A 15,382-nucleotide genomic window follows, 5' to 3' on the forward strand; every position below is an offset into this window, starting at 1 on the left:
AGCAGCGGCAGGGTCTGCGAGGCGGTGACGAACTCCCGCAGCGGATGCCGGGCCAGTACCGCGTCCACCTCCGGCGTCAACGCCGCCGCCAGGCGCGAGGCGGCCGGGCGGGTCTCGTCCCGCACGGCGGCGACGGCGGCGAGGAGCACGTCCCGTTGGCCGTCGGGGGCGCCGTCGGCCGCACGCTCGTACAGCCGTGCGCCCTCCTCCAGGACCAGGTCCGTGTCCATGCCCGCCGGGATCTTGATGTGGGCGTGGTGGCGCCAGGTGGTGACCGGGTCGCCCCAGGCCTCCACCGTGTAGGTCCAGTGGCCCGGTTCGCCGACGGTGACGGTGGCGCCCCAGCGGTCGGTGCCCGCGGCCAGTTCCCGCATCGGCGTCCAGGGGCCGGGACGGCCCTCCGGATCCGTCAGGACGACATTGGCGGCGACCGCGTCATGGCCCTCGCGGAACACGGTGGCCGAGATCTCGAACGACTCGCCGGTCACGGCCTTGGCGGGCCTTCGTCCGTGCTGGACCATCGGGCGGACATCGAGGACGGGTATGCGCCCGATGCCCGCGGCCTCGACCGCGGAGGGTGGCTGCGGGGCGGGTGGTCCGGCGTCGGCGGCGCGCACGGGGCGTGCTGCGTTGCTGGTCGTCGGGGGTGCTGACGAGTGGTGCGTGGCGGGCATGACCGCTCCTGTCCGCGTCAACGTGGGTGGGCGGATGGCTGTGGGGAGGTGGGTCCTGCGGGGTGGTTCCCGTGAACCGCCTGTGTGGTGTACCGGAGGAGCCTTCCCACCCTATTCGGGTACGCAATCCGGCACTTTGTTAACTACTCACGCGTATGTCTACACACAAGACCGGTCCCGTTCGTGAACGAACGGGACCGGTCCGTGGACTGTGTGACTAAGAACCCGGCACCTGCAGAAGTTCGTCCGGTGAGCCGAGGCCCCGGCCGGAGACCTTCCCGGACACGGCCAGCTTCACGAGTGCCTTGGCGACCTGGGCCGGAGTGGCCTTCGGGCGGTCGGCCAGATACAGCGCGGCCGTGCCCGTGACGTGCGGGGTCGCCATCGACGTACCGGAGAAGGTCGCCTTCCCGGTGTCGCTCGCATAGGAGTCCGAGGTGATCGACACTCCTGGCGCGAACAGATCCACGGCCGAGCCGAAGTTGGAGAAGCTCGCCCGTGCGTCCGTCCTGTCGGTCGCGCCGACGGTGAGGGCCTCCTGCACGTCCGCCGGGGAGTACAGGGCGGCCGGGAGGCCGTCGTTCCCCGCGGCAACCGCGTACGTGACGCCGGACGCGATGGAGTTGCGTACGGCGGCGTCCAGCTGGGCGTTGTGGTAGCCGCCCAGGCTGAGGTTGGCGACCGCCGGTTTCCTCGCGTGCTTGGTCACCCAGTCGATGCCCGCGATGACCTGCGAGGTCGTACCGGAGCCGTCGTTGTCGAGGACCCGGACGGCGACGACCTCGGCCTGCTTGGCGACGCCGTACTTCGTGCCGGCGATGGTGCCGGCGACATGGGTGCCGTGTCCGTTGCCGTCGGACGCCGTCCTGTCGTTTCCGACGAAGTCCCAGCCGTATCTCGCCCGGCCGCCGAAGTCCTTGTGCGTGATCCGGATACCGGTGTCGATCACGTACGCGGTCACACCGGCGCCACCGGACTCCGGCCAGGTGTAGCTCCTGTCCAGCGGCAGGCTCGGCTGGTCGATCCGGTCCAGGCCCCAGGACGGCGGGTTCTTCTGGGTGTGGTCGAGGGACACGCGGGTGTCCTGGACGACCGAGGCGACCTGGGAGTCGGCCGCGAGCCGCTTGGCCTGTCTCTCGTCGGCCTTGATGGCGTAGCCGTTGAGGACCGAGCCGTAGGTGTGGCTTATTTTCGCCCCGTACTTCTCGGCGATACCTTTTCCTGTCGCCGACGGAGCCTTCGTTCCCCCCTTGAGTGTCACCAGATAACTTCCGCTGACGGAGCCGGGCTCACCGGCGCCGAGTATCTGACCCTCCGGTGCGGCGTGCGCGGGCAGGGTGACGGCTGAGAGCGTGGCGGCACAGGCCACCGCGGTCAGAGCCCCTGTCCAGCGCAGACGCCGTGTTCGCGTCCGTGCCATGGTCCGAGTTCCCCTCCATTTGACGCCACTTGGCAGCCTCTCGTGCGGTGTAGAAGGCCCACAAGAGGGCCTACGGGGCGGAATCGGCCATGTCGGCCATGGCGGATGCGTGAAGGTTGCGGCGTTTTCCGGACGGCGTAGGAGTGTGGCGTGCTCTTGGACGTGGCGTGGTTGCAGAGCCCTCCGCACGGATACCGTCGAGGTTGACGACGAGGCGCACAGCGTTGTGCGTCCGCACAGCGACACGCGTCGAGGTGGAAAGTGAAGGCGATCCGTCGATTCACCGTCCGACCCGTTCTCCCCGAACCCCTGCGGCCGCTCAGCGATCTGGCCCGCAATCTGCGCTGGTCCTGGCATGCGGAGACCCGCGACCTGTTCCAGTCCGTCGACCCCGAGCGCTGGGCCGCCTCGGACGGCGATCCCGTACGGCTCCTGGGCAGCGTGTCGCCGGCGCGGCTCGCGGAGCTGGCCGGGGACCACCGCTTCCTGCGCCGCCTGACAGAGGTCTCGGGCGACCTGGACGACTACATGACCGGCGAACGCTGGTACCAGACCCACTCCGGGGAACTTCCCGCCGCCATCGCCTACTTCTCGCCCGAGTTCGGCATCACGGCAGCCCTGCCCCAGTACTCCGGCGGCCTCGGCATCCTCGCGGGCGACCATCTGAAGGCGGCCAGCGACCTCGGCGTACCCCTGGTCGGCGTGGGCCTCCTCTACCGGCACGGCTACTTCCGCCAGTCGCTGTCCCGGGACGGCTGGCAGCAGGAGCACTACCCGGTCCTGGACCCCAACGAGCTGCCCGTCGCCCTCCTGGAGGAACCCGACGGCACTCCCGCCCAGGTCTCCCTCGCCCTGCCCGGCGGCCGGCAGCTGCACGCCCGTATCTGGCTCGCCCAGGTCGGCCGTGTCCCCCTGCTGATGCTCGACTCGGACGTCGAGGACAACAACTTCGGCGAGCGCGGGGTGACCGACCGGCTCTACGGAGGCGGCAGCGAACACCGGCTGCTGCAGGAGATGCTGCTCGGCATAGGGGGAGTGCGGGCCGTACGGACCTACTGCCGCCTCACCGGCCACCCCGCCCCCGAGGTCTTCCACACCAACGAAGGCCACGCCGGCTTCCTCGGCCTGGAGCGGATCGCCGAACTCTGCGACGGCGGGCTGGACTTCGACTCCGCGCTGGAAGCGGTCCGCGCCGGGACCGTCTTCACCACCCACACCCCCGTCCCCGCCGGCATCGACCGCTTCGACCGCGAGCTGGTCGCCCACCACTTCGGCCCCGAGGCCGAGCTCCCGCGCATCGACGTCGAACGCATCCTGCGACTCGGCATGGAGACCTACCCCGGCGGCGAACCGAACCTCTTCAACATGGCCGTGATGGGCCTGCGCCTGGGCCAGCGCGCCAACGGCGTCTCCCTGCTGCACGGCCATGTCAGCCGAGAGATGTTCTCCGGGCTGTGGCCGGGATTCGACCCCGAGGAGGTGCCGATCACCTCCGTGACCAACGGGGTGCACGCACCCACCTGGGTCGCCCCCGAGGTGTTCCGGCTCGGCGCCCGGCAGATCGGCGCCCAGCGCACGGAGGACGCGCTGTCCGTCGGCGGCTCGGACCGCTGGGACGCGGTGGGGGACATCCCCGACCAGGACATCTGGGAGCTCAGGCGGAACCTCCGCGAGCAGCTGGTGGACGAGGTGCGGGTGCGGCTGCGCGCCTCCTGGCGTCAACGCGGCGCGGGCACAGCCGAGTTGGGGTGGATCGACGGTGTCCTGGACCCGGACGTCCTCACCATCGGCTTCGCCCGCCGCGTCCCCTCGTACAAACGCCTGACCCTGATGCTGCGCGACCGCGACCGTCTGATGGACCTCCTCCTGCACCCGGAACGGCCCATCCAGATCGTCGTCGCGGGCAAGGCGCACCCGGCCGACGACGGCGGAAAGCGCCTGGTCCAGGAGCTGGTCCGGTTCGCCGACGACCCACGGGTCCGCCACCGCATCGTCTTCCTCCCCGACTACGGCATGGCGATGGCGCAGAAGCTCTACCCGGGCTGCGACATCTGGCTCAACAACCCGCTGCGCCCCCTGGAGGCCTGCGGCACGTCCGGCATGAAGGCGGCGCTGAACGGCTGCCTCAACCTGTCCGTCCTGGACGGCTGGTGGGACGAGTGGTTCCAGCCCGACTTCGGCTGGGCGATCCCCACGGCCGACGGCGCGGGCACCGACCCCGACCACCGCGACGCCATAGAGGCCGACGCGCTCTACGACCTGCTGGAACAGCGAGTCGCCCCCCGCTTCTACGAACGGGGGCAGCACGGCCTGCCCGACCGGTGGATCGAGATGGTCCGCCAGACCCTGACCCTGCTCGGCCCCAAGGTGCTGGCCGGCCGCATGGTCCGCGAGTACGTCGAGCGGCTCTACGCACCCGCCGCCCACGCGCACCGCGCCATGACCCCCGACTCCGCCCGCGAACTCGCCGCCTGGAAGCAAAGGGTGCGGGCCGCCTGGCACGGCGTCACCGTCGACCATGTGGAGACGTCCGCCGCCATGGCCACCGCGGAACTCGGCAGCACGCTCGGACTACGGGTGCACGTGGGCCTCGGCGAGCTCGGCCCCGACGACGTGGAGGTCCAGGTCGTCTCGGGCCGCGTCGACCCCGAGGACCGCATCGCGGACGCGACGACCGTCCCCCTCAAACCGGCGGGCGGCCCCGACCCGGAGGGCAGGTGGGTGTACGAGGGGCCGCTCTCCCTCGACCGCACCGGCCCCTACGGCTACACGGTCCGCATCCTGCCGGCCCATCGACTCCTGGCGTCCGCCGTGGAACTGGGGCTGGTGGCGGTGCCTTCGGAGGAGACGGGGGAGGGGGCAGGGGTGCTGATGCGGTGAGCGGATCGAGCCCTGACGGGCATTCTCAGCCCTGACGGGCACTTTCAGGCCGGGCGGGCACTTTCAGCCCGTCCGGCGTTTGAGGACGAGGCCGTTCAGGCCGAAAGCGGGGGTCTGGGGGCGGCAGCCCCCAGCGGACGGCACCCCAACCCCCGCTCACCCCTCGGAGAGCCCCGCGCACAACCCCCGCAAAACCTTCCCGCACCGCCGCGCGTAAGCGCTCTGCAGGCCCCGCGTGGCCGGTCCGCCCGCCCGGGCGAACCACTTCGCGGGCCTGCTGAACGCGGCCACCGTCAGCCACACCGTGCCGTCACCCGTGCGTTCCACGACGAAGAGTTCCTCGCCGCACTCCGGGTGCCCGGTCAGCGTGCCGTACGCCCAGCCCGCGCGGCGGGGTTCGTCGACCGTGTAGACGATGCGGCACGGCGCCTTGATCACACCGGCGAGGGTGACGGTGACGTCGACGTCCGGGGCGGCGCGCTCCGCGCTCGCGTCGATGCCCACGCCCAGTTCCCGGTGCATCTCCCAGGTGAGGACCGCCTCGACCGCTCGGCGGAAGCAGGGTTCGCCCTCGCCGATGCGCGTGCGCACATGCATCGGGCGGAAGCCCGGCGGGCAGAAGTCGGCGCGGCGGGTGCCGCCGACGTCGTCGTAGGTGAAGTCCTCCAGGCGCATGGGACACAAGAGTAGGGCGGCACCCGGGAATGCCTTCCTCCCGGGTGCCGCCCGCCAACCCCCCTCGGGTCAGCTCACGTTGACCGCGGACCAGGCCGCGGCGACCGTCTTGTACTCGGTGCTGCTGGATCCGTACAGGCTCGCCGCCGCCGCCAGCGTGCCCGCGCGGGCCGCCTTGTAGTTGGTGGTCGAGGTGAACTGCTCGGTCAGCGCCTTGTACCAGATCTGCAGCGCCTTGTCCCGGCCGATGCCGGTGACCGTGGAGCCGTTGGACGTCGGCGAGTTGTAGCTGACGCCGTTGATCGTCTTCGAACCGCTGCCCTCGGCCAGCAGGTAGAAGAAGTGGTTGGCGACACCGGACGAGTAGTGGACGTCCAGGTTGCCGACGGAGGAGGACCAGGAGTCCGCCGAGCCGCCGTCCTTGCTGGGCTTGTCGAAGTAGCGCAGCGGGGTGCCGTCGCCGTTGATGTCGATCTTCTCGCCGATGAGGTAGTCACCCTTGTCGGACGAGTTGTTGGCGTAGAACTCGACGCCGACGCCGCCGAGGATGTCGGAGGTCGCCTCGTTGAGGCCGCCCGACTCACCGCTGTAGTCCAGGCCGGCGGTGTTGGCGGTGACGCCGTGGGTCATCTCGTGGCCCGCCACGTCCAGCGAGGTCAGCGGGTCCGTGTTGTTGTCACCGTCGCCGTACGTCATGCAGAAGCAGTCGTCGTCCCAGAAGGCGTTGACGTACGAGCTGCCGTAGTGGACGCGCGAGTACGCGGCCACGCCGTCGTCCTTGATGCCGCTGCGACCGAAGGTGCTCTTGTAGTAGTCCCAGGTCTCCTGCGCGCCGTAGGCGGCGTCGGCGGCGGCCGTCTGGTCGCTGGAGGAGCTGGAGGCGGTGCCGGTGCCGAAGGTGCTGGACGAGCTGGAGACCAGCGTGCCCTTGCCGGAGGTGCTGCGCTTGAGGTTGTACGTCTTGTGGCTGCCGCGGGTGGCGTCCGTCAGGTTGTACGTCGAGCCCGACTGGGTGACGCTGAGGCTGACCGTGCCCGAGTACAGGGTCTTGCCGGTGCCGGTCGCGTTCTCGATGGCCTGGTACTGGAAGAGCTTCTTGCCCGTGGCCGCGTCGGTGATGACGTGCAGCGCGTTCGGGGTGCCGTCGTCCTGGAGGCCGCCGACGACGGTCTCGATGGCGAGGACGGGCTTGCCGGAGCCGGCCCAGATGACCTTGCGGGTCTTGTCGGCCGAGGTCTTGTCCGAACCCGCGGTCCTGGCGGCGGTCAGCGCCTGCTTCTCGGCCTTGGCCGTGGTGATCTGCGGCTTGAGCGAGGCCACCTTGATGGCCGCCTTCGTCGCCTTGACGACGCTCTCCGTCTTGCCGGCCTTCGTCGCGACGACCAGGTCGCCGCCGAGGACGGGCAGACCCGCGTAGGTGCGCTCGTAGCGGGTGTGGACCGTGCCGTCGGCGTCCTTGACGACGTCCTTGACGACCAGCTTCTCCTTGGTGCCGAGGCCTATCTTCTGCGCCGTGTCGGCGAGGCCGGCCTGCGCCTGCTTGATGAGGGAGACGCGGGTCGCGGCCGACAGCGCGGCGGGTGAGCCGGCCGTGCGGGCCGTGGCCGTGGCCGTGGAGTCCGCCGTGGGCTGGGCGGCGGCCGAACCGGTGGTCAGACCGGTGGTGAGCAGGGCTCCGGCGGCAACGGCGGTTGCGATGGCCAGAGTCGAGCGCTTGTGACGCGCGTAGAGGGGGGTCACACAAGCTCCTTGTGGTGGGGGAGTCCGGCACGGCGTGGGGCGCCCGGCCGGAGTTGCAGTGAAGTTGTGCGGCGGTTGTGGAGAAGAGTGACATCAAGACGCGTACATGTCAGGAGCCTCAAGTGATGTTGGCTGAAAATCGACTGTCCGGTTAACGTTTCAGGGATGTAAACGGGCGCCGCCCCGGGAGTTGTACTCCGGGACGGCGCCCTGTTTCCGATGCCGCTATGTGCGGTCTACGGGAATGTCACCTTCCAGCTGTTGAGCGTGCCGACGTCCTGTGCAGCCTGGTCCTGAATCTTCAATTTCCAGGTTCCATTGGCCGTTTCGCTCGACGCGTTGACCGTGTACGTCGCCTGGACGTTGTCGGCCGAGTCCGAGGAGGAGAAGTTCTTCAGGCGGTACGCGGCGCCCGACGGGCCGAGCAGATCGATCACCAGGTCGCCCCGCCAGGTGTGGGTGATGTCGACGCTCACCTGGAGGTTGCTTGGCGCGTTTCCGCTCCTGCCGGAGACGGTGATCGACGAGGTCACGGCGGGCCCGTTGTCCGGGATCGAGAGCGGGGTCGTGTTCTCGTACGACGTCCCGCCTCCGCCGCCCCCGCCGGAGCGCGAGCCGACCGCGACGGCCGCCCACGCGTCCTGCACGGCCTTGTACTCGGTGGAGGTGGTGCCGTACAGCTCACCGGCGGCCGCGAGCGTGCCGGTGCGGGCGCTCGCGTAGTTGGTGGTGGACGTCCACTTGGTGGTCAGCGCCCGGTACCAGATCGCCAGGGCCTTGTCCCGGCCGATGCCGGTGACCGGAAGGCCGTCCGAGGTGGGCGAGTTGTAGCTGACGCCGTTGATGACCTTGGCGCCGCTGCCCTCGCTCAGCAGGTAGAAGAAGTGGTTGGCGACGCCCGAGGAGTAGTGCACGTCGAGGTTGCCGACGCCCGAGTACCAGGAGTCGGCGGAGCCGCCGTCCTTGCTGGGCTTGTCCATGTAGCGCAGCGGGGTGCCGTCGCCGTTGATGTCGATCTTCTCGCCGATGAGGTAGTCACCCTTGTCGGACGAGTTGTTGGCGTAGAACTCGACGCCGACGCCGCCGAGGATGTCGGAGGTCGCCTCGTTGAGGCCGCCCGACTCACCGCTGTAGTTGAGGCCCGCGGTGTTCGAGGTGACGCCGTGGGTCATCTCGTGGCCCGCCACGTCCAGCGAGGTCAGCGGGTCCGCGTTGTTGGAGCCGTCGCCGTACGTCATGCAGAAGCAGCTGTCGTCCCAGAACGCGTTCACGTACGAATTGCCGTAGTGGACACGCGAGTAGGCGCCGACACCGTTGTTCTTGATGCCGCTGCGACCGAAGGTGTTCTTGTAGAAGTCCCAGGTCTCCGCGGCGCCGTAGTGGGCGTCCGCGCCCGCGGTCCCGGCGTTCGACGTGGTGCCGTTGCCCCAGGTGTTGCTGGTCTGCGAGAACAGCGTGCCGGTGCCGGACGTGCCGTGGTTCAGGTTGTACGTCTTGTGGCCGCCGCGGTCGCCGTCGGTCAGGTTGTAGTTCGAGCCCGACTGGGTCGTCGTCAGCGAGACCGTGCCGCTGTACTGGGTGTTGCCGGTGCCGGTCGCGTTCTCGATGCCCTGGTACTCGTAGAGCTTCTTGCCGGTGGTGGCGTCGGTGATGACGTGCAGCGCGTTCGGGGTGCCGTCGTCCTGGAAGCCGCCGATGACCGTCTCGTACGCCAGGACCGGCTTGCCGCTCGCCGCCCAGATCACCTTGCGGGCGCTGTCGGCGGCCGCCTTGGTGCCGCCCAGGGCCTTCGCGCGCTTCACGGCCTGCTGCTCGGCGGCCGCCTTGGTGATGTCCGGGGTGACGTCGGAGACCTTGATGGCGGCGTTCGTCGCCTTGATGACGCCCTTGGTGGCGCCCGACTTGGCGGTGTCGACGACCAGGTCGCCGCCGAGGACCGGCAGGCCCTCGTAGGTGCGCTCGTAGCGGGTGTGCAGGGTGCCGTCGGCGTCCTTGACGACGTCACGGACGACGAGCTTCTCCTTCGCGCCGAGGCCGATGTCCTTGGCGGTCTGCGCACGGGCGCTGTCCGCGTCGCGTATCAGCTCGGCGCGCTGGGAGGGGGAGAGCTTGACGGCCGTGTGCGCCTTGTTCAGGGAGGAGCCCTGAGCCGGGGCGGCGGACGCGGCGCCCGACTGGACCGCCGCGGCGAGCAGTGCGGTGACGCCGGCGACGGCGACGATGTGGGAGGTGCGTCTGCGAGAGGAACTGCTTCTCAACACTGACTCCTTCTGCGTGGCCGCGGGTTGCGCGGCCAGGGGAGATCCGGACGGTGGGTCGACCGTCCGGGCAGAACTGGGGTGGAGCATGTGGGGTTGCTGTGTTGAAGCTGTGGGAAGGGTGGCAGGAGATTCCCGCCCTGTCAGGAGCGCGTCACGAAGTTGGCCGGAAATGGTTCGTTGACCGGTTGTTCGTGTTCGGTATGCGGACTCGCTGTTGGATCGTGAGCGGAAATTTGCTGCGGCGACATGCCCCTGGAACCGAGGCGCAACGGATGCGGCACGATCCTGCCGTCCAACCGGCGGTCGCCGGACCGCCGCTCCCATGAGGGGAGTTGACGGTGCAGTGATCCCCTATCCGCAATGGCTGGACGCCGGCGACAACGCCTGGCAGCTCGTCGCGGCCACCCTCGTCGGCCTGATGAGCATTCCCGGCATCGCGATCCTCTACGGCGGGCTCGTCCAGCGCAAGTGGGTCGTGAACACCATGTTCATGGCCTTCACGGGCTTCTCGCTGGTCCTGGTCGGCTGGGTGCTCTGGGAGTTCAAGATGGGGTTCGGCGAACCCCTGAACTCTCACTGGCCCGGCATCCTCGGAGCCTTCGTCGGCCGCCCCGGCACCATCGTCGGCTCGGCGAGCGAACAGCAGCAGGCGTACATCCCGCTCGTCAACGGCAACGACCTGATGCCGGACTTCCGCTTCCCGCAGTCGACGCTGGCCTACTTCCACTTCGCGTTCGCGGCCATCACACCCCTGCTGTTCATGGGCAGCGTGATCGGCCGTATGAACATCCGCGCATGGCTGCTCTTCGTCCCCCTGTGGTCGACCCTGGTCTACACCGTCAACGCCTTCCTGTTGTGGGGCGGCGGCTGGTGGGCGGGCCAGGGCGCGCTCGACTACTCCGGCGGCTACGTCATCCATCTCGCCGCCGGCACTTCGGGGTTCGTGGCCGCGGCGGTGATCGGCCCGCGCCTGGCCCGCGACCGCGCGCACGGCGTCCCCAACAACCTCCCCATGGTCGCCGTCGGCGCGGGCATCCTGTGGCTCGGCTGGAACGGCTTCAACGGCGGCGACATGTACTTCGGCGGCCACAACGCGGCTGCCGCCGTCCTCAACACCAATCTCTGTACGGCGGTTGCGCTGCTGACATGGGTGGTGTGGGACATGTTCGCGGGCCCGCAGCGCAAGCCGACGTTCCTCGGCGCGATCAACGGCATGATCGTGGGCCTGGTGGCGATCACCCCGGCGGCCGGTTTCGTCACCGGTATCGGCGCGATCTACATCGGCATCATCGCGTCGTCGATCGTGTGGCTGGCCTGGAACTACCTGTCCAAGGTCAAGCCCTTCTCGAAGGTCGACGACGCGCTGGGCGTCGTCTACACCCACGGCATCGCGGGCCTCGCGGGCGGCATGCTGGTCGGGATCTTCGCCGACCCGGCCATGGCCGTGTACCTCAACAAGGACGGCTCCACCGCCTGGTCCACCAGCGGCTGGCTCTACGGCAACCTCGACCAGCTGTGGAAGCAGGCGGGAGCGGCCGGCACGGTCATCGTCTACGACGCCGTGATGACCTTCCTGATCCTCAAGGGCATCGGCCTGGTCGTGAAACTCCGGGCGCCGGACGCGGCGCTGGAGAGCGGCGACCTCGCGGTGCACGACGAGGAGGCCTACCCGGCGGAGTCCGCGGTGGCGCAGTCCTCGGAGCCGGTGGCGGTGGCCGCCGCGCCAGTGGCCCCACAGCCGCAGAAGGAGACGGTGGAACCGGACTCCGGCTGAGCGAAGGGGAGTTGAGGACTCGGCCGTGAAACTTGTCACCGCGGTCCTCCCCCCGCACCGCGTCCCCGACGTCATGAAGGCGCTGCAGTCCTTCGGGGTGCGCGGAGTGACCGTGACAGAGGTACGGGCGTATGTGCCCAGGACCGTCCGGGTGGAGATCTACCGGGGCAGCGAGTACCGCGTGAACCTCGCCCCGCAGCTCCGTCTTGACATCCTCACCCTCGACTTCGACGCCGCCGACCTGGTCCGCGTCATCCGTGCCGCGGGCGCCCGCGGCACGGGCGGAGGCACGGTGTGGGTGACGCCGGTGGAGGAGGTGGTGCGCATCCGGACGCGGGAGCGGGGGCCGGACGCGGTGTGAGTCCGGTGAGTCCTGTGACTTCTGTGAGGCCTACGGGGACGGCTCGCCGTGCCAGGTGTGCCAGAGCGCCGCGTACGCCCCCTTGGCCGCCACGAGCTCTTCGTGCGTGCCGAGTTCGGTGAGCCGGCCGTCCTCCATCACGGCCACGCGGTCCGCGTCGTGGGCGGTGTGCAGACGGTGGGCGATGGCGATGACCGTGCGGCCCTCCAGGACGGCGGCCAGGGCACGCTCGGTGTGGCGCGCCGTCGTCGGGTCGAGGAGCGCGGTGGCCTCGTCGAGGATCAGGGTGTGCGGGTCGGCCAGGACCACGCGGGCGAGGGCGAGCTGCTGGGCCTGGGAGCCGTCGGTGCGGGTGCCGCCGTCACCGAGCAAGGTGTCCAGCCCGTCCGGCAGTTCGCGCACCCAGTCGTCGGCACCCACCGCCGTCAGCGCCGCCCACAACTCCTCGTCGGCAGCGCCCGGTTCGGCGATCAGCAGGTTGTCGCGGACCGAGCCGAGGAACACATGGTGCTCCTGAGTGACCAGGACGACCTGGCGGCGCAGCTGCTCGGGGCCGAGGTCGACCACGGGCACCCCGCCGACGGTCACCGTCCCCTCGGTGGGCGCGTCGACCCCCGCCAGCAGCCTGCTCAGCGTGGTCTTTCCGGCGCCCGAGGGCCCCACGACCGCCAGCCGCTCGCCGGGCCGTACGGTCAGGTCGACGCCGTGCAGCACCTCGCCGCCGCGGTCGTAGGCGTACCGCACCCCGGACACGTCGAAGCGGTCGTCCGCCGGAGCGGGCGCATCGGCCTGCCGCGCGCGCGGTGCCCGGGCCAGGCCCTCCACACGGGCGAAGGAGGCGCTGCTGTTCTGCAGTTGCTCGACCCGCATCAGGATCTCGTCGAGGGGCCCGCTCAGCCGCTGCAGATACAGGGCCGCCGTCACGACCGTGCCGAGACTCACCGTGCCGCGCCCGTGCAGGACCCCGCCGACCAGCAGGACCGCGGACACCGGAACCAGGTAGGAGACCTCCACCCCCGGAAAGAACACACTGCGCAGGAACAGCGTGTACAGCCGGGCGCGCCGGGATGTCTCCAGCGCGTCCCGGCTCGCTGCGACCCGCCGCCGCTCCAGCCGCAGCGCCTCGACCGTGCGGGCGCCGGACGCGGTCGCCGCGAGGATCTCGGCGACCTCGGAGGTGGCGGCCCCCTCGGCGAGGTAGCCGTCGCGGGCCCGGCGCAGATACCAGCGCAGCGCACACCAGATGCCGACCAGACCGAGCAGACCGCACCCGCCGAGCAGCGGGTTCAGCCAGAACACCGCGCCGAGCAGGAACAGCGCCTGCACGCTGTTGATGAGCAGCTCGGGCCCGACGTCACGCAGCGTCGTGCCGACCGTGGCCACGTCGGCCGTCCCACGCGCCGTCAGATCGCCGGTGCCGGCCCGCTCCACGACCGCCGCGGGCAGCGCGAGCGCCCGGTCGACGAACTCCTCGCGCACGCGGGCCAGCGTCCGCTCCCCGAAGCGGTGTCCCACATACCGGGCCCAGCGGGCTAGTACCAGCTGCGCAAGCGAACAGAGCAGGATCCACAGGGCCAGCCGGTCGACGGCGCCCACGCCGTGTCCGGCCCGCACCTCGTCGATGATCCGGCCGACCAGCCAGGGGCCGGTGAGTCCGGCTCCGGCCGCCAGTGCGTTGAGTGCGAGTACGGCGGCGAAGGCGCGGGCGTCGGCTCGTACGAGGCGCACCATGGCACGGCGTACGTCTTGCCGTTCGGCGACGGGGAGTCGGCCTGAGGCCGCCGTCATCGGACGGTCTCCTCGGCGTCCCGGGCGACCAGGGCGCGGTAGCCCGGCTCGGTGTCCAGCAGTTCGCGGTGGGCTCCGGTGGCCGCGACTTTGCCGTCGACCAGGTAGTGCACGGTGTCTGCACGGTCCAGTACGAGGGGGGAGGTGGTCGTGACGACCGTGGTACGGCCCTTGCGGGCTGCTTGCAGCCGCTGGGCCACCCGGGCCTCGGTGTGCGCGTCCAGGGCTGAGGTCGGCTCGACGGCCAGTAGGACCTCCGGGTCGGCTGCCAGTGCCCTGGCGAGGCGGATGCGTTGTCTTTGGCCGCCGGAGAGGTTGCGGGCCTGGGGGTCTATTGCTGAATCGAGGTTGTTGGGCAGGCCCTGGACGATGTCGTCTGCGACGGCTGCGTGGATGGCTTTGGCCAGGTGCGCGTCAGAGGGTGCCTCGGCTTGTTGTCGGGCGTCTGCGGGTTCGTTGTGGCTTGTCGCGCCCCGCGGCGGAGCCGCATATTGGTACAGCCCCGCGCCCCTAAGAGATGCGCCGCCCAGTACATTGCGCAGGGGGCCTGCGAAGAGGTCGGCCTCGTGGTCCGCTACCAGGATGTGCTTCCGGATCTGGGGCAGCGCGATCTCGTCCAGTGGTATGTCGCCCCAAGTTGCCCTCGACGGGATGTACCGGCCCAGGCGGTCGACCACCGTCGCCGCGTCCGCCGGACGCGCGCTCGCCAGTGCCGTCAGGCGTCCCGGCCGTACCCGCACGCCCGACTCCGGGTCGTGCAGTACCGCCGGCTCCGCGGGTGCGTCGCGGGTGCCGGTGTCGGCCAGGGGCTCCAGTTGCAGGAAGCGGACGACCCGGCGGGCCGAGACCAGGCCGCGGCTGATCTGGTAGCCGCACTCCACCCAGAAGGCCACCGGGCCCACCAGGACGGCCACATAGCCGTACACCGACACCAACTGGCCGATGGTGATGGCGCCCTGGGCGGCGAGACGGGCCGCCAGCCAGGTGACCACCGCCAGGAACAGGGTCGGCAGTCCGATGCCCAGTGCCTGGACCCAGCTGGTGACCGCGCCGACCCGGTAGCCCTGGCGGCGCAGCCGCTGGGAGTCGCGGTGGAAGGCGTCCGCGAACAGGCCTTTGCCGCCGAGGCCGTTGAGAACGCGCAGGCCGCCCGCGAGGTCGGCGATCCGGGCCGTGAGCACGCCCTGCCGGTTGCGGTACTCGGTCTCCGCGCCTTGCAGACGGGCCAGCAGCGGTCCGACCAGGACGACGATGAGGGGGATGCCGAGGAGCACGACCGCGGCGATCAACGGCGAGACCGAGAGGAGAACAGCCGCGACCACGAGGTAGGCGACCACCGCCCCCACCCCGGGGCCGACCACCGTCAATGACGAGCTGATCGTCTGTACGTCACCGACCCCGATGGTGACGACCTCCCCGGCCCCCACCCGCCGCGGCAGCGCGGCGCCCAGCCGGACCGCCTGGCCGACGACCACCTTGACCGTGCGGAAGTTGGCGTCCATCCGCACCCGTGTCATCGTGCGGTGCCGCATGATGCTCAGCCAGGCGTTGAACGCCCCGACCGCGAAGAGCGCCGCGGTCCAGCCCGCCAGCGCCGGATAGTCCCCGGGCTCCAGCCCGTCGTCGACCGCCCGGGAGAGGAGATACGGCGTCGCCGCCAGCAGCACCATCCACACGCTGCCCAGCACCGCCCCGGCGAGCGACCGGCCGGGCTGGCAGCGCACCAGCCAGAGCAGATAGCGGGCGCCACCGCGGCAGTCGGGTTCGCCCGGATCCTCGTACGCGTCGATCATGTTCCCCCGATCCCTG

The 15,382-nt window shown here is 70.3% G+C and carries 10 protein-coding genes; 3 read left to right on the forward strand and 7 right to left on the reverse strand.

The genetic code is table 11. From position 1 onward, the window contains the following. The coding region (locus ACWDAG_RS45210; RefSeq protein WP_450701413.1) for a maltotransferase domain-containing protein at positions 1 to 674 on the reverse strand (674 nt) is incomplete at its 3' end. Between the two features lie 217 nt (positions 675 to 891). Continuing rightward, positions 892 to 2,094 carry a S8 family peptidase gene (locus tag ACWDAG_RS45215; protein WP_450701414.1) on the reverse strand — a complete coding sequence of 401 codons (1,203 nt, stop codon included), beginning with the start codon at positions 2,092 to 2,094 and terminating at the stop codon, positions 892 to 894. 261 nt (positions 2,095 to 2,355) lie between these two features. Between ACWDAG_RS45215 and ACWDAG_RS45220 the strand changes: the two genes are divergently transcribed. Beyond that, a complete protein-coding gene (locus ACWDAG_RS45220) occupies positions 2,356 to 4,974 on the forward strand; it encodes a glycosyltransferase family 1 protein (RefSeq protein ID WP_450701415.1) in 2,619 nt (872 codons plus the stop codon). A 156-nt stretch (positions 4,975 to 5,130) separates the two neighbouring features. Here the strand turns inward: ACWDAG_RS45220 and ACWDAG_RS45225 are convergent, their stop codons facing one another. From ACWDAG_RS45225 to ACWDAG_RS45235, 3 genes are all read right to left on the reverse strand, one after another. Then, complete coding sequence (locus tag ACWDAG_RS45225; protein WP_450701416.1) at positions 5,131 to 5,649, reverse strand: DUF1990 domain-containing protein; 519 nt, start codon at positions 5,647 to 5,649, stop codon at positions 5,131 to 5,133. 69 nt (positions 5,650 to 5,718) lie between these two features. Then, complete coding sequence (locus ACWDAG_RS45230; protein ID WP_450701417.1) at positions 5,719 to 7,389, reverse strand: M4 family metallopeptidase; 1,671 nt, start codon at positions 7,387 to 7,389, stop codon at positions 5,719 to 5,721. Positions 7,390 to 7,625: 236 nt separating this feature from the next. Next, positions 7,626 to 9,647 carry a M4 family metallopeptidase gene (locus ACWDAG_RS45235; protein ID WP_450701418.1) on the reverse strand — a complete coding sequence of 674 codons (2,022 nt, stop codon included), beginning with the start codon at positions 9,645 to 9,647 and terminating at the stop codon, positions 7,626 to 7,628. 325 nt (positions 9,648 to 9,972) lie between these two features. Here ACWDAG_RS45235 and ACWDAG_RS45240 point away from each other — a divergent pair, with 325 nt between their 5' ends. Next, positions 9,973 to 11,424 (forward strand): ammonium transporter, encoded by a 1,452-nt coding sequence (locus tag ACWDAG_RS45240; protein WP_450701419.1) that lies wholly within the window; start codon positions 9,973 to 9,975, stop codon positions 11,422 to 11,424. Between the two features lie 25 nt (positions 11,425 to 11,449). Then, complete coding sequence (locus tag ACWDAG_RS45245; protein ID WP_450701420.1) at positions 11,450 to 11,785, forward strand: P-II family nitrogen regulator; 336 nt, start codon at positions 11,450 to 11,452, stop codon at positions 11,783 to 11,785. A gap of 30 nt (positions 11,786 to 11,815) precedes the next feature. Here the strand turns inward: ACWDAG_RS45245 and ACWDAG_RS45250 are convergent, their stop codons facing one another. Both ACWDAG_RS45250 and ACWDAG_RS45255 read right to left on the reverse strand, forming a co-directional pair. Continuing rightward, the gene (locus tag ACWDAG_RS45250; RefSeq protein ID WP_450701421.1) at positions 11,816 to 13,573 is read right to left on the reverse strand and encodes an ABC transporter ATP-binding protein; all 1,758 of its coding nucleotides are present in this window, start codon (positions 13,571 to 13,573) and stop codon (positions 11,816 to 11,818) included. Further along, positions 13,570 to 15,366 (reverse strand): ABC transporter transmembrane domain-containing protein, encoded by a 1,797-nt coding sequence (locus ACWDAG_RS45255; protein ID WP_450701422.1) that lies wholly within the window; start codon positions 15,364 to 15,366, stop codon positions 13,570 to 13,572. Before ACWDAG_RS45255 ends, ACWDAG_RS45250 begins: the two co-directional genes overlap by 4 nt. Positions 15,367 to 15,382: the final 16 nt, after the last annotated feature.

Source organism: Streptomyces sp. NPDC001157 (genome assembly GCF_053598255.1).